Source organism: Colwellia sp. D2M02 (assembly GCF_018860755.1).
Taxonomy (GTDB): domain Bacteria; phylum Pseudomonadota; class Gammaproteobacteria; order Enterobacterales; family Alteromonadaceae; genus Colwellia; species Colwellia asteriadis.
Genome location: NZ_JAHKPW010000043.1, coordinates 83,526 through 102,492, shown reverse-complemented (window position 1 = coordinate 102,492; position 18,967 = coordinate 83,526). Strand labels below are relative to the sequence as shown.

14 protein-coding genes and 1 pseudogene are annotated in these 18,967 nt (G+C 37.9%); 9 read left to right on the top strand and 6 right to left on the bottom strand.

The features are described 5' to 3' along the window. The first annotated feature begins 4 nt into the window (after window positions 1-4). The 4 genes and pseudogenes from KO495_RS07060 to KO495_RS07045 all read left to right on the top strand — a co-directional run bounded on the left by KO495_RS07060 (window position 5) and on the right by KO495_RS07045 (window position 2,663). Entirely contained in the window at window positions 5-181 is a 177-nt protein-coding gene (locus KO495_RS07060; protein ID WP_215979698.1) for a hypothetical protein, read from the top strand. A gap of 5 nt (window positions 182-186) precedes the next feature. Continuing rightward, window positions 187-582 carry a thioredoxin domain-containing protein gene (locus tag KO495_RS07055; RefSeq protein WP_289847611.1) on the top strand — a complete coding sequence of 132 codons (396 nt, stop codon included), beginning with the start codon at window positions 187-189 and terminating at the stop codon, window positions 580-582. A gap of 78 nt (window positions 583-660) precedes the next feature. After that, window positions 661-1,454 (top strand): annotated as a pseudogene (locus tag KO495_RS07050) (bifunctional alpha/beta hydrolase/OsmC family protein). 537 nt (window positions 1,455-1,991) lie between these two features. Further along, on the top strand, window positions 1,992-2,663 hold the full coding sequence (locus tag KO495_RS07045) for an alpha/beta hydrolase-fold protein (protein WP_215979696.1): 672 nt from the start codon (window positions 1,992-1,994) through the stop codon (window positions 2,661-2,663). Between the two features lie 35 nt (window positions 2,664-2,698). On the opposite strand, the gene KO495_RS07040 is transcribed toward KO495_RS07045, so the two are convergent. The 3 genes from KO495_RS07040 to KO495_RS07030 all read right to left on the bottom strand — a co-directional run bounded on the left by KO495_RS07040 (window position 2,699) and on the right by KO495_RS07030 (window position 6,373). Further along, the gene (locus KO495_RS07040) at window positions 2,699-4,066 is read right to left on the bottom strand and encodes a sigma 54-interacting transcriptional regulator (RefSeq protein WP_215979695.1); all 1,368 of its coding nucleotides are present in this window, start codon (window positions 4,064-4,066) and stop codon (window positions 2,699-2,701) included. Between the two features lie 103 nt (window positions 4,067-4,169). Next, window positions 4,170-4,793: a hypothetical protein gene (locus tag KO495_RS07035; RefSeq protein WP_215979694.1), complete on the bottom strand. Its 624-nt coding sequence runs from the start codon at window positions 4,791-4,793 to the stop codon at window positions 4,170-4,172. A 44-nt stretch (window positions 4,794-4,837) separates the two neighbouring features. Then, the gene (locus KO495_RS07030; RefSeq protein WP_215979693.1) at window positions 4,838-6,373 is read right to left on the bottom strand and encodes a HAMP domain-containing sensor histidine kinase; all 1,536 of its coding nucleotides are present in this window, start codon (window positions 6,371-6,373) and stop codon (window positions 4,838-4,840) included. 490 nt (window positions 6,374-6,863) lie between these two features. On the opposite strand from KO495_RS07030, the gene KO495_RS07025 reads away from it, so the two are divergent. The 4 genes from KO495_RS07025 (at window position 6,864) to KO495_RS07010 (ending at window position 11,613) form a co-directional block, all read left to right on the top strand. Further along, window positions 6,864-7,199 carry an EF-hand domain-containing protein gene (locus KO495_RS07025; protein ID WP_215979692.1) on the top strand — a complete coding sequence of 112 codons (336 nt, stop codon included), beginning with the start codon at window positions 6,864-6,866 and terminating at the stop codon, window positions 7,197-7,199. Between the two features lie 401 nt (window positions 7,200-7,600). After that, on the top strand, window positions 7,601-9,790 hold the full coding sequence (locus tag KO495_RS07020) for a M3 family metallopeptidase (protein WP_215979691.1): 2,190 nt from the start codon (window positions 7,601-7,603) through the stop codon (window positions 9,788-9,790). A gap of 267 nt (window positions 9,791-10,057) precedes the next feature. Next, the gene (locus tag KO495_RS07015; protein WP_215979690.1) at window positions 10,058-10,972 is read left to right on the top strand and encodes a putative porin; all 915 of its coding nucleotides are present in this window, start codon (window positions 10,058-10,060) and stop codon (window positions 10,970-10,972) included. Between the two features lie 113 nt (window positions 10,973-11,085). Next, window positions 11,086-11,613, top strand: a complete 528-nt coding sequence (locus KO495_RS07010; protein ID WP_215979689.1) for a YdcF family protein — start codon at window positions 11,086-11,088, stop codon at window positions 11,611-11,613. A gap of 106 nt (window positions 11,614-11,719) precedes the next feature. On the opposite strand, the gene KO495_RS07005 is transcribed toward KO495_RS07010, so the two are convergent. Together KO495_RS07005 and KO495_RS07000 are read right to left on the bottom strand one after the other, a co-directional pair. Then, window positions 11,720-11,968, bottom strand: a complete 249-nt coding sequence (locus tag KO495_RS07005; protein ID WP_215979688.1) for a DUF3297 family protein — start codon at window positions 11,966-11,968, stop codon at window positions 11,720-11,722. Between the two features lie 213 nt (window positions 11,969-12,181). Beyond that, on the bottom strand, window positions 12,182-14,815 hold the full coding sequence (locus KO495_RS07000; RefSeq protein WP_215979687.1) for a TonB-dependent receptor: 2,634 nt from the start codon (window positions 14,813-14,815) through the stop codon (window positions 12,182-12,184). A gap of 336 nt (window positions 14,816-15,151) precedes the next feature. Here KO495_RS07000 and KO495_RS06995 point away from each other — a divergent pair, with 336 nt between their 5' ends. Next, the gene (locus tag KO495_RS06995) at window positions 15,152-17,296 is read left to right on the top strand and encodes a winged helix-turn-helix domain-containing protein (protein WP_215979686.1); all 2,145 of its coding nucleotides are present in this window, start codon (window positions 15,152-15,154) and stop codon (window positions 17,294-17,296) included. A gap of 36 nt (window positions 17,297-17,332) precedes the next feature. Here KO495_RS06995 and KO495_RS06990 read toward each other — a convergent pair whose 3' ends face one another. Beyond that, window positions 17,333-18,742 (bottom strand): TonB family protein, encoded by a 1,410-nt coding sequence (locus KO495_RS06990; RefSeq protein ID WP_252738849.1) that lies wholly within the window; start codon window positions 18,740-18,742, stop codon window positions 17,333-17,335. Window positions 18,743-18,967: the final 225 nt, after the last annotated feature.

The window sequence follows — 18,967 nt, the reverse complement described above, 5'->3', positions numbered from 1 at the left end:
TAAGATGACGATACCAATTCCACATCGCCCAAGCGGCTTTTTACTTGGTGACGCAGCAGTTCAAATAACCATTGATGCCTTCATTGATATTCAATGTCCGCATTCACGAAAAATTTGGCCAACCTTGCTTGAGGTTGCAAACTACTATAAAAATAAATCTGTCAGTTTAAGGGGCACTTAATAACGTTGAGTAATCATAGACAAGTTTGGGATATGAGTTTAGCTCTCTTCGCCTTTGCAGAGGGAGATGCCGATAAATTTTATGATTTCACGATATTTATTTTTGAGCGGCAATCACAATTTTACAATGGTCGTTTTCTCGATAAAACACATGCCGATCTATTACAGCTTGTTGCGAGTTTTGCTCAGCAGCATTCAGGCCAAGAGCGTGAAACATTTCTAAAGAGAATGGCCGACAGTGATATTTATGAACAAGCGCGAACACCCATTCGTTATGCCGCCACCAAGGGGGGTTGGGCTACACCAACTCTATTTATCAATAATGCTAATAAAGTACCGGTTGATCACAAGTCAACCTTTGCTGATTGGCAGGCCGTTATCGAGCCATTGTTGCTTGATTAGTATTTGAAATTAAAAGGTTTAATAGAAATAGGAGATTAAAGCAATGAGAGCAAAGTAGAGTTTTCTAGTCAAGGACAAATACTAGCAGGATTACTTGAAACGCCTGACAGTAAAGTGCAAGCTTATGTGTTATTTGCTCATTGCTTTACCTGTGGTAAAGATGTTGCAGCAGCCTCGCGCATTAGCCGATTTCTGGTGCAGCATGGTTTTGCCGTTTTTCGATTTGATTTTACCGGTCTAGGCAATAGTGATGGCGATTTTGCCAACACTAATTTTTTATCCAATACCGAAGATTTACTGGCAGCACATTATGAAGCGTCGCAATTACTCATTGGCCATAGCCTTGGCGGGGCTGCGGTACTAGCGATGGCAGCACAACTTCTCAAGGTGAAAGCGATAGTCACTATATTCCAACGGCTAAAACATCGACGATTAACCTAGCTAAAGGGCATGTAGTGGTGGCTGAGCTTGATCATAAATTTCAGCAGGAAATTTTTAGTGCTCATCATCATTGTTATGCCGATGAGCCCGTACAAGTAGGCGGAAAAAACTCAGGCCCCGATCCCTACGAGCATTTACTAGCTGCTCTAGGCACTTGCACCGCGATGACAATTCGAATGTACGCTGATCATAAAAACATTCCACTTGAGCGTGTGGAAGTCTCTTTATCACACCAACGTAATTATTTGGAAGATGCCAGCAGTGCTGAGCAGCAAGGTTTGTAAATGGAATCATTACTCCGTAAGGTTCAGCTATTTGGAGTAATGAACGACTCAGAAAAAGCACGACTAATGGAAGTTGCTGGTCGCTGCCCAGTTCATAGGACTTTACACAATAATCCTCAAGTCATTACCTCACTGATTGTAGGGTAAGTAACTGTAATATGTTCTTAGATGAACATTAGTTCAATTACTTCTTCTAAATAAAAGTGAGTATGAATTCTACCTCGCTCAGGGGGAATTTGTGTCACAAAGTATATGTTCTAAAAACTCTTATTCTAAAAGCCTCTATGGCGGTTTGGGGGCGAAATGCGAGATAGAAAAATATTGCTAATGTCAGCTACTCTTGAAGGTAGTAGACATAATATTGGTGATAATTGACATGAAAATTAGGACCGTTTTGTGATAATAGTTAGCATTTCATATCCAGGAAACAATGTCCGCAACTGGCTAATAGTTGACCTAAAGATCAATCCACAGTTAATGTCAGGAATGCGTACAAAGAGCTCGTAATTTATGCCATGCATACTCTGTTTATTATGGTGAGGCTACTTTAATCGAAGGAGTATATTTTTCTAAAATACCCTTACTGAAAAAATATGGCTAAAAGCTCCGTTGAGCGAATGAAGTGATTGGGTTAACGAATATTGCCTGATAAGATGTGGCAAATTTAAAAAAATAAGGTTTATTATGTCAATTTCTCCTTTAGAGCGCGTAACCATAGAGCCGAAAAGCCCTGCGACAGCTTGTGTTATTTGGTTACATGGTTTGGGTGACTCGGGTGATGGTTTTGCTCCTGTGGTCCCTGTTTTAGGTTTGCCACCAAATCACAGTATTCGTTTTATTTTTCCTCATGCGCCTGAGCAAGCGGTAACCATTAACCAAGGCTATGTGATGCGTTCTTGGTACGATATTAAGAGTATGGATTTACATAATCGTGCAGATATGGCTGGCGTGCTTGAGTCTGAAAAACTAGTGCAGGCGTTAATTCAAGAACAAATTGATTCAGGTATTGCAGCCAGTAATATTGTACTCGCTGGTTTTAGTCAAGGCGGGGTTTTAAGTTTGTTTACTGGCTTACGTTACCCTGAAAAACTCGCGGGTATTTTAGCGCTGTCTTGTTATTTACCTACCGCAGATAAACTTCCTGAAAACTGCCATGAAGCTAACAAAAATACGGTTATATTACAGCAGCATGGCGAACAAGATGATGTTGTGCCAATGAGCGCTGGGCATATGGCGCATCAATTATTAAAAGCCGATGGCTATAATGTTAGCTGGCAAACGTATCGCATGCCACATAGCGTTATACCTGAGCAGTTGGCCGATATTTCGGCATGGTTACAAGCGCGTTTAACCTAAGTTAACTACGCACTTTTTGGTACTTTATGCGCTGTTCACTCTTCTCGATATGATTCAGGTATTAAGTGATGGCGATTAAGTAACTTGTAAAACTCTGTGCGGTTACGCTGCGCAATACGGGCGGCTTGCGAAACATTACCGGCGGTAATTTTTAAAAGTCGCGCCAAATAATCACGTTCAAAATGCTCTCGCGCTTGTTGAAATGACGGTAATTGCGTTGTTTTATCACGCAGAGCATTTTTTATTACTACCTCACTAATAACATTTTCACTACACAGGGCAATACTTTGCTCTACCACATTTTGTAATTGTCTGATGTTACCTGGCCATGGCGCAGCAATTAATAACTCCATTGCTTCCACATTTAAGCTTTTTATCGGTGAGTTTGAACGTTGTACCGCTTGATTGAGGAAATATTGCACCAATAATGGAATATCTTCTCGGCGCTCAGCCAGTGGTGGTAGCTCTAATTCAACAACATTGAGTCGGTAATATAAATCTTCGCGAAAGCTATTGTTGATAATGGCTTGTTGTAAGTTTTTATGGGTGGCAGAAATAATTCTAACATCAACCTTAATTGATTGCGTGCTACCAACGGGGCGTATCTCTTTTTCTTGTAAAACCCGTAATAGTTTTACTTGAAAATTTAACGGCATATCGCCGATTTCATCTAAAAACAGCGTACCGCCATCGGTTGCTTGGAATAAACCGACATGATCTTTAGCGGCACCCGTAAAAGCGCCTCGGGTGTGACCAAAAAGCTCAGACTCTAATAGTTGCTCAGGAATTGCAGCACAGTTTATTGCGGTAAAAGGTTTGTCTTTACGACTACTGGCTAAGTGTATTGCTTTTGCTAGCAGCTCTTTACCGGTACCACTTTGACTGTGGATTAATAAACTAAAATCACTACTTGCTACTTGTTTAGCTTGTTGTAATAACGAGGCCATAACAGTGCTGCGACTGATGATGTTAGCGCGCCAATGATCTTTATCAGCATTATCTTCGTTAGTTGATGGTTGCAATAAAATAGCTTGTTGTACTGTGTCTAATAACTGCTGACTTTCAAACGGTTTAGTCAAAAAACTAAATACACCTTGCTTAGTGGCGCTAATTGCATCGGGAATGGTGCCGTGCGCGGTCATAATAATAACCGGCATATTAGGGTGTTGTTGCCTAATTTGCTGAAAGAGCGCCATTCCGTCCATACCTTCCATGCGTAAATCACTGATAACCACTTCAGGTAAAAAGCTTTGTAAGGTACCTAAAGCAACTTTGGCATTAGCAGCCGACTCTACATCATAGCCCGCGGCTTTTAAGCGAATACTGAGCAACCTTAGTAAGCTTGGATCGTCATCAACAATTAATACTTTTGTTGCTGCATTAGGTAAGTCTTGTTGGCTCATGGTTACTCTCTCATTTAAGCTGTAAGTATATAATCTACACGGTGTACTTTAAATAAATGTCACCACTTTAATAATTTCTTTAGTGGTGCTTTTACGAACGTATTTATTGATGCTTTGTTAAGTTTTCTTCTATTTTTTTCAATTGATGTAACTGCTTTTCAAGTTGTTCTATTGCTGCATCTTTTCGAGCATATTCTTGTTTGGCTTTTGTTTTTAATGCCGCTTGCGCGGTCAGTAATTTTAATTGTGCATTTAATTGGTCTTTCAGTAACAACATAAAAGCTAAGTTATGCAGAGAGTCACTATTATCGCTTGGAGAAGAGTAATCATCGTCAGAAAAGTTGGCATTGTTAAGTAGTGTTTTTGCTGCATAAGGTTGATAAATAGGTGAGCTAGGTAAGCTGTAAATAAGCATCATTTTAGCGTGGTGCTGAGTAAATTTGTGATTTGTTCCTTGCTCAGTAATGGTATCTGATTGTAGGGAAAGTGCTTTTTTTCGACTGTCTATTTCAGCAACTAACTCTTGTGGTGATAACGTTTTTAACCATAAATAGTAATGACTATAATGCAACGTTTTATGGGTATTTTTGGCTACCTTTGGCTCCGCTTTGGGCGTTAACTGACAAGCGCTTAGCATTGTTATGAGTATAAGTGCGATGACAGTGGGCAATAACACTGAATTAAATGCTTGTGATGTATTGCTGTTGTCGTGTTTAGTGCTGAACATATCTATTTACCTGTAACCTGTTGTGCTAATTATTTTGGCTTGTTTTAAGGAGCTGTTGATTTAGCTTTATTTTCTTGTGGTAGTGTTATCGTAACGCAGCTGCCTTTACCATGTTGTTTTAATGATGATTTGTCGTGGTTCGATGTGTGGTTGTCACTTAAATCGATAAAGCCATTAAGACGCATTAATAACTCTTTCACTATAGTTAACCCTAAACCACTACCCTTTATTTGGTTATCTTGCGGTGGAGGACCTTGGTAAAAGGCGTCAAACACCTTGTCTTTTAAATTATTGCTCATCCCAGGGCCTTGGTCGGTGATTTCAATAATTAAGTTGTTTTTATTATTATGAGTACTGTGATATTTAATGGTGATAATGCCGCCCAGTGGTGAAAATTTTATCGCGTTAGATAATACGTTATCTAAAATCACGCTTATTTGTTTTGTATTACTGTAAAAATCACAGTCACTACCGCTGCTATCTATAACTAAATTTTTACGTTTTATATCTAATTTTCGTAATGCTAAGGCGCTGTCAATTAGCGTAGGTAAGTGAATTTTTTCAGCATCTTGTAAGCTTGTTGAATCAAGAACAATATTAAAATCGAGTAAGTCTTCAATTAAACGCTGTAAGCGAGTAACGCTACCGCGAATAATGTCGCAAATCTCTTGCTGGTCGTCATTTAAAGGGCCAACGCTATTATCATAAATTAACTCAGTGCCTTCTCTAATCGCTGCTAGCGGCGTTTTTAGCTCGTGAGAAATATGACGAATAAAACTTGATTTTTGAAGCTCTAACGCATGCAACCTTTTACGCATCATCTCAAGGGCTTGAGCTATTTCTTCTACTTCACTCGTTCCTTGGACATCAATTTTCTCACTAAAGTTGCCTTGCTCTAAAGTGTTAATTTTTCGGATCAGTGCCTTTAATGGTCTGGTTATCAATAATAAAAATATTAAGGCAATTAATAATGTTATTGGAATGGTATAGAGACTATTTAAAATATTTTGGTTAACTTGCTTAGCGGTAAAGTCAATGTTGGTGGCTTGTTCGTTGATAATGGTATTGCTTCGATCTTTAATTTTATTTTTTAAGTTAACCAGTATTTTAAACTTTCGCTGTACTATATCTAAGGTTAAATTACCTGAGTTTTCATCACTATCTTTTTGTATTTCATCTTTTATTAGCTGGCTCTCAACACTGAGCTCTTTGAGTAACGCAACTAATGTTAAATCCTGCTGTTGTAGTAAAAAATGCTCAATAATATTAAGAAAGCTTCGTTGTTGTTCGGTGAATGTTGTGAGTAAAGCAGTATCTTTCAATACAACATACTGACTAGCAAAACGCTCTATAGAGACCAGTCTATCGCTGAGTTGATTATTTAATTGGGTTAACTGAGCAACATGGTAAACCGAAACAGTGCTTTGCTTAGCGAGGTCACTTAATTTACTGACGCTAAAAAGTAATGCTGCGGTTAATGGCAGCGCAACTAATAAAAAACCTAGCAAGGTTAATTTACTGATAGATACTTTTTTCAATAGTGACTGGCAAAGTTGCTTAGCGGTTAACTTACTTGGCACGTCATGTTTCCTTTCTTGATTACTAGCGGAGAAATTTAATAGAGTGCCTTTTTATGCTAAAAGCGCGCGAAAAACAATGGTGTCACCTTTTGGCGACATGGGTGTTAGGGTGTTTTTTTGTTGTTTAAGTTATTGTAATTTAATGTTATTTTTGTTTTGTTATATGTTGTGGCTCGGCAAAAAATTTATAATTTTTATTACCTGTCTCTAATTAACTACAGTTGTGGGGTTTGAAAAGCTTGCTGTTTAATTAAATTCCTTTCAAATCAATCGATTAAAAAGTTGGTACACACTGTGCTATATCCTGTTTGAATAACGGTGATTAATAAACGACTTTCCCGCGTTTAGTGTTGTTACCGTTATATATTTTAATTAACTGTTTATACCTAGCAGTTTAAATAATCAATATGAAATTAGATTTAATCAGACATAGCTAATTACATATTGTGGTGTCATAACTTTTACAGTGAATAAATAATAAGGAAGAACAATGAAAAATATTAGCTTAAGCCAAATTTCCGTAGTGGTTGTAACTATGTTAGCAGCATCATTTTTTGTGAGTGCTAATGAAATGACAGCACCGCTAGGAAGTGATACTCCTCAAATTGCTAGTTCAGAGCCAGTTCAACCAGTAAAAGCAAGTATCAATGAAGTGGTATTTAATAACTTAGATCTTGATAAAGATGGCTCACTAAGTAAAGCAGAAATCACTTCAAGCAAAAACGAAGTATTAGTAAGCTCATTTGAAAAAATTGATAGCAATGCCGACTTACTTGTTAGTAAACAAGAGCTTGCTGAGTTTGTTGAGCTAGTTAAAGGGGCTTAGTTAACTATAGTACAACGACTTTTATTTTTTATTCTGGACGGACAAAAAATAATCGACCCTAGCACAAACGTTTTCGCATTATGTGTTTATGGGGAGGCTCCCAACTTATACTCCCCTTTACCGACTGTAATTCTTTTACAGTCGGTTTTTTCTGTTTATAAAATACTCCCTTCAGTTTATGAAAATATCGCTTTTAAGCTCAGTGGTAGGCTACAAACGACAAACGGTAATAGCAAGACGGTTATCGTGACTAAATATTGATAGAATAAAAGTAACTTATTCGAGTACTACTGATTATGCGTTGTGACTATTTATATAGCTTCAACATCAACTCAGACATGAATAATTAACTTACCTGAACCCAGATTATGTTATTTGGTTCTCAATCGTAGAGAGTACACATGAAAAAAATATTTTTTAAAGCGTTGTTAACATCAAGTATTTTGATGGGTTGTACAGCCGCCGATAATACTCAGTCAAATGTTACTGAAGCTGCAACTGCTGTTGTTAATGCGACAGTTGTCGAACAATCTAAAGAGCAGTTATTAGCGCCGTGGCAAGGCCCGTTTCAAGGTGTTCCTGCCTTTGATAAAGTAACCTTAGCCGGCCTTGTTCCTGCAATGGAACAAGCAATGGCAAGTGAATTAGCTGAAATCGACGTGATTGCCAATAACCCTGCAACGCCTACGTTTGAAAATACCATTGTGGCGATGGAAAAAACAGGAGCTGATTTAGACCGACTATTTACTTATTACGGTATTTGGCGTTCAAATAAATCAAGCAGTGAATTTCGTCAATTACAAAGCGAGTTAGCACCTAAGCTTTCTGCTTTTTCTTCAACTATTCGTCAAAATGCCAAGTTATTTGCACGTGTTAAAGCTGTTTATAATAGCGATGAAGTAAAATCGTTAAGCCCTGAAAAACAGCGCTTAGTACAGTTAAAGTATAATAGCTTCGCTCGTAATGGCGCTACGCTAAATACTGAAGATCAAAAACGTTATGCAGAAATTAACTTACGTTTAGCGCAGCTGCATACGCAATTTGGTAATAACGTGTTAGCTGATGAAGAAAACTATGTTTTATATTTAACAAAAGATCAGTTAGGTGGTTTACCTGAGTCAATTATTACCGTTGCAGCTGCTGCGGCTACTGAGCGTGATCATGATGGTCAATATGCCATTACTAATACACGTTCATCAATGGACCCATTTTTAACTTATTCAACTGAACGCGAATTAAGAAAAAAAGTATGGCAAACATACTACAGCCGTGGTGATAACGGTGATGAGTTTGATAATAACGCGATTATTGCAGAAATTTTAAAACTTCGTCATGAACGTGTTGGCTTATTAGGTTATAAAAACTATGCCTCTTGGCGCTTAGAAGATCGCATGGCTAAATCGCCTGAAAATGCGATCGCGTTAATGGAGTCAGTATGGCCTGCGGCTATTGCTCGTGTGGATGAAGAAGTTGCTGATATGTTAGCAATTGGTAAGCGACAAGACGGCATTGAAAAAATTGAAGCGTGGGATTACCGTTTTTATGCTGAAAAAGTACGTCAAGATAAATACGATTTAGACTCTGATGAAGTAAAACAATACTTACAGCTAAATAAGCTACGTGAAGCAATGTTCTATGTTGCCGGTCGTTTATTTAACTTTAATTTCACGGAAATTACTGACGGCTCAGTACCTGTTTTTCATGAAGATGTACGCGTTTGGGAAGTAAAAGATAAAACCTCAGGCGAACATATTGGTTTATGGTATTTAGACCCGTTTGCACGTAAAGGCAAGCGTTCAGGTGCGTGGGCAACTACCTATAGAAGCCATACAACCTTTGACGGCAAAAAGAATGTACTTTCGTCAAACAACTCAAACTTCAGTAAAGGGGCGGCAGGGCAACCAACACTTATTTCTTGGTCAGATGCTGAGACGTACTTCCATGAGTTTGGTCATGCACTGCATTTCTTAGCGTCAAAAGTAGAATACCCAACACTTAACGGTGGCGTACGTGATTATACTGAGTTTCAGTCTCAACTGTTAGAGCGTTGGTTATCAACGGATGAAGTGATTAATAACTACCTTGTGCACTACAAAACAGGTAAGCCAATGCCAAAAGCATTAATTGCTAAAATTAAGCAAGCGGCCACCTTTAATCAAGGCTTTAAAACTACAGAGTATTTAGCCTCAGCATTAGTTGATATGAAGTTTCATACGGTTGACCCTAAAGGTATCGACCCTGATAAGTTTGAGCGCGATACGTTAGCAGCCTTAAATATGCCAGAACAAGTGGTTATGCGTCATCGTAGTCCACAATTTGGTCATATCTTTAGCAGTGAAGGTTATGCCTCAAGCTATTACGGTTACATGTGGGCAGAAGTACTAACCTCTGATGCAGCAGAAGCTTTTGCACAAGCGCCAGGCGGTTTTTACGATAAAGAAGTGGCAGCTAAATTAGTTGAGCACTTATTTAGCGTACGTAATGCGGTCGACCCATCTGAAGCTTATCGCGCCTTTAGAGGTCGTGATGCGCAAGTTGAAGCGCTGATGCGTGACAGAGGCTTTCCTGTAAAAATAAAGACTAAAAAATAATTAACGGTGATGATATTCACCGGTTTATAAGGTGATGATGTTAGTTAATGAAAATCCGCTTCGGCGGGTTTTTTTATTTGTATTTTATGGGGATACGAAGTGTGGTTAATTTGTAATAAAATGTGATTTTTTCCCGATTTTTTAATGTGTTAAATTTTTATTTAGGTATGATGCACGGCATTGTTCGCTTTACCTTTTTAGGCTTTATTTGTCAGAGGAAAGCGATTTTTATATTATTAATCAATTAACGTTTACAAGGACGTATTTATGAAATTATCAGCCTTAGCAGTACTTATCCCAAGCTTACTTTTAGGCCATTCATTACAAGCTTCAGCGCAAGATTATCAGTCATTTTCAGGAGCTGGTTATAGCTTAACTGATGAGGGCGATACAGACACTTCAATGTTTAACCTTAATAGTCGTTATTACTTTGATGGTCGAGCAGTTCTGGGGCCACTAAATCAATTTAAATTTATTGAGAAAATTAGTAATATTTCAGTTGGTTATCAATATAATGACAGCGATATTGGTTTAGATTACGGGAACGGACAATCATCTTACTTTGGCAGTAGTAACACCCATAATCTTAGTGCCAGCGGCGAGTGGTTTACTGGCGACTTTCTTATAGGTGGTGGTTATTCTTATGCTGATAGCGAAGTTAAAGTACGCTCAAATGATACTTATAATACTAGTTATAGTAGAAATTCAGATGCTTACTTTTTGACAGCAGGTTACTTATTTTCTGATGATTTATTAGTTAAAGTTAACGTGAACAAATACGAAGGGGAAAGCGCTTATGTCACCATGAGTGCGAGTTACAATTGGCAATTAGGCGACGTTGACTATGTTGGTTTTACTTATTCAACCGATGAAGACTTAGACTTTCATAATTTATCAGCTAAATACTTTATGGGTTTAGCTAACGAGAGTTATTTAGTAATGGGCGCTGATTATATTTATGATAACAGTGGTGATTACGAAGACGATTCTTGGAATGCTAATGTAAACTATTACTTCAATACTAAAACCTCGGTATCAGCAAGCTATGGAAATGATGAAAGTTATAGCGTAGGTGCAAATCATTACTTCAATAAAAACTATGCGTTAGGTGCTTATTACGCTTCGAGTAATGATACAAATGATTATGATACTTATGGTGTAAACTTCACTGCGCAATTTTAATCATTACAGAATGATATTTATCTAAATTATAAAGCTCACTTCGGTGAGCTTTTTGTTGTGATAACTAGTAAACCAAGAGTAGACTAAATGCTGATAACGCTTAGGGAGTATGTATGAACAGTGTAATTATTGTATTAGGTTCGCCTAATGATGAGCAAGGTAATTTATCGGCATTAGGTATTGCTCGCTGTGAGCAAGCTTGGCAGGAATACACTAAAAACCCTGATACGAAAGTACTATGCACAGGTGGTTTTGGTGCCAGCTTTAATGTTACTAATCAACCTCATAGCTTTTATACGCGAGAGTACTTAATTAACAAAGGTGTTCCTAAAACACAGTTTTTACCTTTGGTGCTAAGTCGTTTTACCTTAGAAGATGCAACACTTGCAAAAATAGTTATTGAAGCAGCACAAATAACTGATGCTGTTTTAGTTACTTCTGATTTTCATATGACTCGTGCTAAATTTATTTTTAGCTATGTCTTTCCTACCATTCAATTTAGCTACGCGCCTGCTCTAACGATATTAGCAGCGGACGAACTAGCAGCTTTGCATGAACATGAAAATAAAGCGATGTTACGTGAATATAAAAATAAAGCGTTATTTCTTGAAGCGTTAGCAGTAAGCAATACCAACAAATGATCTCAATATGTGATACCAATACATAAAAAAACAGGAACATAGCGTTTAAAATGTCGCTGAGTTCCTGTTTTTAGTTGTTAACTTGCGCTTTAGCTCGTAACTGTGTTTAACGATAAAACGCTTCTACTTTGCCTTTTATCGTCATTAACAATGGTTGTCCACGACGGTCTAGTGCTTTATGAGCTGGTACTTTTACCCAGCCTTCACTAATGCAGTATTCTTCTACGTCAAAGCGTTCTTTACCGTTAAGAATAATACCAATTTCGTTTTCGAAAACTTCTTCAATATAATGCGGGCTGCGGGGGTTTCCTGAAAGGCGATCGGGTAAATCGGGTAATGATTTAGTGTCATTCATGTTGTTGACCTATAGTAAAATAAAATTGCGCTATTGTAGGCAATATAATGCAGCTGCTCAATAGGCAGTTTGATAAAGCTAACGACAAAAGTGCTCATGATCTTCGCCATTTACATCGCAAATTTATACGAAGGTTAGCATGAATACTTTCTTACCATGAAAAAAAGGCTTTACCGTATATGTCTATGCTAACTTTCTGCTAATAATTTATAGTTATAAGCTCACTCTGATGCCAGCATAATAGCGACGGCCATTTTTATAAATACCGATAGGAGCAAATTCATTTCTTTCATAGGTGTAATTAACTTCGTCGGTTAAATTAATTCCCTCAAAAACAAGTGATAATGACTCCGTTATCATGAAAGACACGTTAATGTCCCACTGGCCATAATCATCAGTGATTTCTTCGCCTACGCCAGTCGCAAATTCAGTTCTAAAGTTATAAGCTAGGCGAGTACTCAGCCAGTCATTTTCGAAATAGGTGGTAAAATTACTACTATGCTTTGAATTACCTGGAATAGGAATGTTTTTGCCTGTTATTAGCTCCTTACGCTCACCATCAACAAAGGTATAATTGGCAATAATACCAACACCATAAAAAAGTTCTTTTTGAAAGTTTAGTTCAAGCCCATAAATGCTACCACCGCTGCCGTTAACAGGGCGGTTGATAATCATATTAATATTTTCATATTCTTCTTGAGAACGTTTAATATCAATAAATGATTGAATATCTTTATGAAAAGCTGCAGCTGACAGCAAAGAGGTATGGTCAAAATACCACTCTATACCTAAATCAAAGTTAGTCGATCTAAAGGGATCTAAGTCAGGATTTCCACCAGCACCTTGTGCTTGCGTTACGTTATAGTTAGTTGAAGGCATTAAATGATTATATTCAGGGCGAGACATTACCTTTGACGCTGCAAGCCTTAATAAAACATTATCACTTAAGTCGATGGCAATATTAATGCTAGGAAGAAAATCGGTATAGCTTTTACTGGTTTGAGTCCAAAGGTACTCTCTATAAATGCTCTCAACTTCAGACACCTTTTCATAGGCGTCAGCATCTTGTTGGGTGTGAACCAGCCTAACACCTAGATTGCCGCGATAAAAATCCCCTGAAAAGTTCATTTTACCGTAGGCGGCTAAGCTGGTTTCGGTAATATCAAAAGTACTCGGCTTTTCTTCTCCTTGTACAAAATCAAGGGTTTGGTATGCGTTATTAAGCGAGTTAATATCAGCGAAAGCATAATTCTTCAAAGTATTATTGGAGCCAACGCCTGATAAATAATGCGATGGAAATGCGGCTGGAAAATCAGCTAAAGTCCAATCTAATTCTCTGGCCATCCCCGTATAGTCACTGTTTTTAGAGCGCAAACGAATAAAGTCTCGTTGGTGCTGTTTAAATTTAGCACCAAACTTTACTGATTGAATAAAAGGGCGATCTAATTGATATTCAAAATCTCCTTGTAAAAAAAACTCACTATCATCAGAGTGTTGAGCATCTTCTCTAACCTCAGATATTTGCCAGTCTTTTGCAGATAATGGATCAACTTGATATTGAGCGACAATATCTTTAGGAGTGCGTAAATTAACCGAAAAATCAGTGTTTGCAGACCATTGTGAAGTAAAGTCTTTACTGGTTCCTCCGCTCGCTTTAGTGAAACCTATTTGGTATTGCATTTTCCAGTAATCCACCGTGTGCTCAGCAAGTAAGTGCACTAAGCTGGTTTCTATGCTCGACTCTCGCCAAATCGCTTCCATCGCTGTACTAAAAGGCACACCTTTACTGTTCGTACTTGGTACTTTCGTGTAATTAGCTTGTGTTAAGGTGTTATCGATAAGTTGATAAGCACTTATTTCACCGCCACGGTCATAAACAGTGCTGGGCTGCCAAAGAAAATTTTGATTAGTATTATCAGCATTTAATACCGAGTAAAGGGTGTTTAGTTCAATATTCCAGTCATTGTTAGGTTGATATTGTATAGCAACCATGGCGCTTGATAACTCACGATCTTGCTCAAATACTGCTGAGCCACCGCCACCGGGCGACCAAACATTAGTTAAATCGGCTTCTTCATTTTGTGTTAATCGTAAGCCGCCTTGGTCGGTTTTATTATAATTACGTTCAGCCCAGCCCCAAGACTCTAAACCGTCGCGGCGCAAACTGCGCTCGTGCTGAGTTAATGACACCATTACGCCAAAGTCTTTAGCGTCGTTAATGTAGTTGTAGAATAATGACAGTTGCGGATCGGTTTTTTGTGAAATATCACTGTATTGTAATTGCACTGTGCCAACAAACATATTGTCTAGAGTTTCAAGTGGAGCATGCGTTTTAATATTAATTGAGCCACCAAGTGAGCCCTCGTCATGATCGGCTTCTGGAGATTTATATATTTCTAGCGAACTGACAATTTCTGCGGGTAATAAAGTGTAATTAAAGCCACGGTTAGGCTGTGAAGAAATCCACCAGTCGGCAGAGGCAATATTTTGTCCGTTAATATAAGTACGGTTTTGACTTGGCGCTGTACCTCTAACACCAATACGTTCACCTTCGCCTTGTACACGAGTTAACGACACGCCGGTAATGCGTTGTAATGACTCGGCAACATTTTTATCGGGAAACTTTCCAATATCTTCAGCGGTTATCGCATCGACAATTGCATTGTTATAACGTTTGGTTTCAATTGACTTGACTAAGCTACCACGAATACCACGAATTTGAATTTTTTCTAAAGAATCAATCGTTGATGCTGTTTTCTGTGTCGGCTGTTCCTCAGCGAAAACGGTTAATGCGCAGGTGCTTAATAGCACTGATAGATTAACGCAAAACCTTATTGAAATTTTCATGTTACTCATGTTGTAAATTACTCATTTGTGTTGTTTTTAGTTATAAGCAAATAAGTTACATTGTGCCGTTATTGCTAAAATTGTAATAGTAGAACCACTACCGATAATATAATATTTTTCAACGGTATATCTTCATTGTAAAACTTAGGCTGTTAGCGGTTTTATCAATTGATATAGCGGCTTGTGCAGCATAGAATAGAGTCAGTTAATTATTTGCTCTTTCGTTTGTAATTTAATGAGATTTTAATACTAATAATTAACCTCGTTTGTAACTAACCATAATACCCTTTGTTAGGTCTATTGACCATAATTAACACTACTACTTGTAATGATTTAATGCCGCAGCAGCCAATTGAAAAAGTAAAAGTTAATGAAGTAGAAGTCGACTTTGTCGGTTTAAAGCTTTTAATTAACAATGAGTGGCTAGCCGTTGAGGCTAGGCAGCTTAAACTATTGCATTTATTTGTTAAAAATCATGGTAAAGCGCTGTCTCGAAATCAAATAATGAATGCTCTGTGGAGTGACACTATTGTTAGTGATAACTCGGTTTCGCAGGCGGTAACCCAGTTACGAAAATCACTACATGACGATAAAGATACCCCGCGTTTTATTAAGACCGTTCCCCGAGTTGGTTATCAACTTATTGCCGAGCTTACTTTTCCTGAGCAAGTTGCAAAAACCGTACAAAGTAGTCGAAATAAGCGCCTTACCTATTTGGTGATTGGTGGCGGCAGTGCATTATTGGGGATAGGGCTTACGATGGGGATCATCGAACTAGCAAAACCCAGTTTGCAAATCCCCCACTATAGTTACGAGTCGCGATTAACCTCAACACCAGGCCCTGAAAGTTATTTGCGCTACTCTCCGCAAGGGCGTTATTTAGCGTTTAGCCAAAGCGATAGCCGTCGTAGTCAAATGGACTTGGCGGTTTATGACGCGCAAAGTCAATCAGTACATGTTTTTAAAAGTACAGGATATAGTGAAGAGGCTGCAGAGTGGTCGCCCGATGGTAATTGGTTAATTTATTATCGTCATGACCCTATTAGTTGTGAAATAAGAGTAATGTCTGTTAGCAACCCCGTGGAAACCTGGCGATTAAGTCCTGACTTTCATTTAGCTTATTGTGAAGTTGGCTTTAGCCGTCAAAAAATGCATTGGTATAACGATAACACCTTGTATGTACAGCAATGGCAAAATAATCAGCCAATTTTAACGCAATTTACTTTGTCTTTAGAAGGCTATCCAAGTGTCATCAAGCAAGAACAAGTTGATAACATTGCTCCTATTTTGATGGACTTAGATAAAACCTCACAACAATTGTTATTTGTAGAGAAAAAACCTCAAGGGTATGTATTACAACATTTGAACTTGCAGACCTCGATTCGCAGAGCCATCGAACAACGCGAGCAAGAATATTGGGGGCTTAAATGGAACGAAAGCGAGCAGAGTTTTTGGCTGGGTAATGAGAATTTACGTTTAGTGTCACTTAATGGCGAGAGTGAAGTGGTACACTTACCTATAGGTTTCATCCCTGATATTGACCTGAACCCCATTAATCAACAACTTGCACATGCTGAAGGTTTGATTAATGTCAATTTATATACTCTGCAAGTTAAGTCATTGGCGATGCAACAATCGGTCGACATTCAACAACTCTCTTCATCAGCACGAACTGATATTTTACCAACACTATCGAGCAATGGTCGTCAAACCGCTTTTGTTTCTTATCAGCGCCGCTCGATGGATGGTTTAAAACATGTAGAAATTTGGTTAAAAAACAAAGACAAAAAAGCCGCTAATTTATTAGTTAATTTGCAAGAAAGTATCTTGCCACGTTTTTTATTATGGTCAGCTAACTCTGAGAATTTATTACTAGGCGATAGTCAGCATAACTTGTACTTAATTAATATTTATAGCCGTCATATGGTGCCGATTATTTCAGACTATAAAAATGTTGAGAAAGTTAACTGGTCTTCAGACGGCAAACAAATTAATTTTACTACACGTAGCGCTAAACTAGTACAGAATTGGCGCTATGATATGCAACTTTCTACTACAGAATTAATTAGCGAAGCGGTGGTTGATATTGAAACAGAGCAGCAACTATTATCGGTTGATGAAATAAGAAAAATTAACCCATCGTATAAGCATTATCGTGAAATAATTAATGTTTTTTTAACACACCAATTAGCAGAACTATTACCAGTTGAAAATTTAGCACCATCATTTATGTTATATCGTCCGTATATCTTCGATTTAGGCATTTATTATGTGGTAAAACAAGGCAATGTATTAACGTTATATTTGTATCATTTTGAGTCACAAGAAAATATTAAAATTGCTAATATTGGTAACCATGAGCAGGATACCCATTTAATGCTTAATATTAGTGCTTCATCAGACGGTAAACAACTAGCGTTCTCAAAAGTAGAGGGCTTTGAAACCGATATTTTATTACAGAAAAAAGAGCAAAACCTGTAACTATAAAAGGGAGAGTGCAGTTAAATGCGAGTAAACTTAGCTAATTGTAGTTAAGTACTCTTCTATTTCTTTAAAGTACCACTGTCTGGCTTTCGCTTCTTTAATCGCTAAGGTTAATATGACTTTTGCTTTAGCACTTTGTTGAGTATTGGCTAGTACCTTCGCTTGTGCGAATAACAAGTCGGGATGTTCATCATCTAACTTTAATGCTTGAATAATGTATGAATTAGCCCGTTGATAATTTTTCTCGGCTAACTCTAGATTGATTAAATCACGTAGCGCGCGAAAATGATTTTGCTTGGCGGCACTTTCTAACCAGCGCTTCGCTTTTTGCTTGTCGTATTCAATATGACGTTGGTCGAGTAGTTCTCGTGCTAAACGATATTGCGCATAAACAAAGCCTGATTGCGCTGCATTTAATATCCAGTTAATGCCTTTTTTACGATCGGTTTTGGTGTACTCGCCTCTAAGTAAATTAGTCCCTAAGCGATATTGTGAGTTAGGGTAGCCGTTAATGGCAGACTCAAGTAATAAGTCTGAACTAGCTGTTTCTTGCTGCCAATGAAATCGCAATAAACGGGTGGCATTATATTCGTCGGCTACCAGCCAGTTGGCAATATAATACTGAATTAGCGCGTTTCCTTGCTCTGCACCTTCAATGAGTAAGTTAATTTTTTTCTGATAATCTTTCTTCTGATGGGCAAAGCTTGCTTGATAACGTTTACCTTTAAAAGTGGTAAAGTGATACAACAATGAGCGACTGCCATAGTTTGCAAGCTGTCCGTCAACTCTAAAAGGCTCATAACGCCAACGACGTACAGCATTGTATATGGAGCGGTTAAAGGTTTTATCGGGAAAAGCATCAATAATGTCGACATCTTTAACCGCACCGGACTTATCTACGTCAAATTCTAACCATACCCAGCCTTCAATGCCTTTTTCGTAAGCTTCTTTTGGGTAAATAGCATCAACAGTATGCACTCTTAAGGGCGGTTGGTTATTATGATTAGTATATTTTTTTTCGTTAAAAACGGGCTGTAATGTTTGAGTGTATAGTTCAAAACTGAGTGACTGATTGAGCGCTTTTAGGCTAGAGGTTAACGCGATTTGTTGGGCTTTATCTCCTTTAAGTTCTTGCTCTATTAAGCGAGCAGCGGAGCGAGCTTCTTCTAAACCGTAATCGGCGGCGAGTGAAAACCAAGAATGGGCTGAGATGAGATCTTTTTCAACACCTTGGCCATAAAGGTACATGACCCCGATATTATAAATGGCGTCTTTATGACCTAATTTAGCTAAGCGTTGAAACTCATAATGAGCCTGTTGATAGTTACCATTATTGTAAGCTAGGGTGGCAGAAAGTAAGTCAGCTTTGGTGCTAAAGCTAAAAGTGATGCACAGAGAAATAATCATATAATATACATAGGTATTGATAAGATGATATCTCATGAAAAATTCAGTTATCCACAGCAGTTTAACAATTTAAAAGGTTTTTTAATTCTACTGTGTTTATAGTGCGATTGCTCGTTTATTTTACCTGTTTGAATAAAAGTTTAACTAAAATTAGCTTAAAAAAAAGCGAGCTTTAACACATGGTTAAAACTCGCAAAAAACCAAGGGTGTGTGTAAGGGAAAGACCTTGCCTTGGAATAAGTGTCGTTAATAACCTTATAA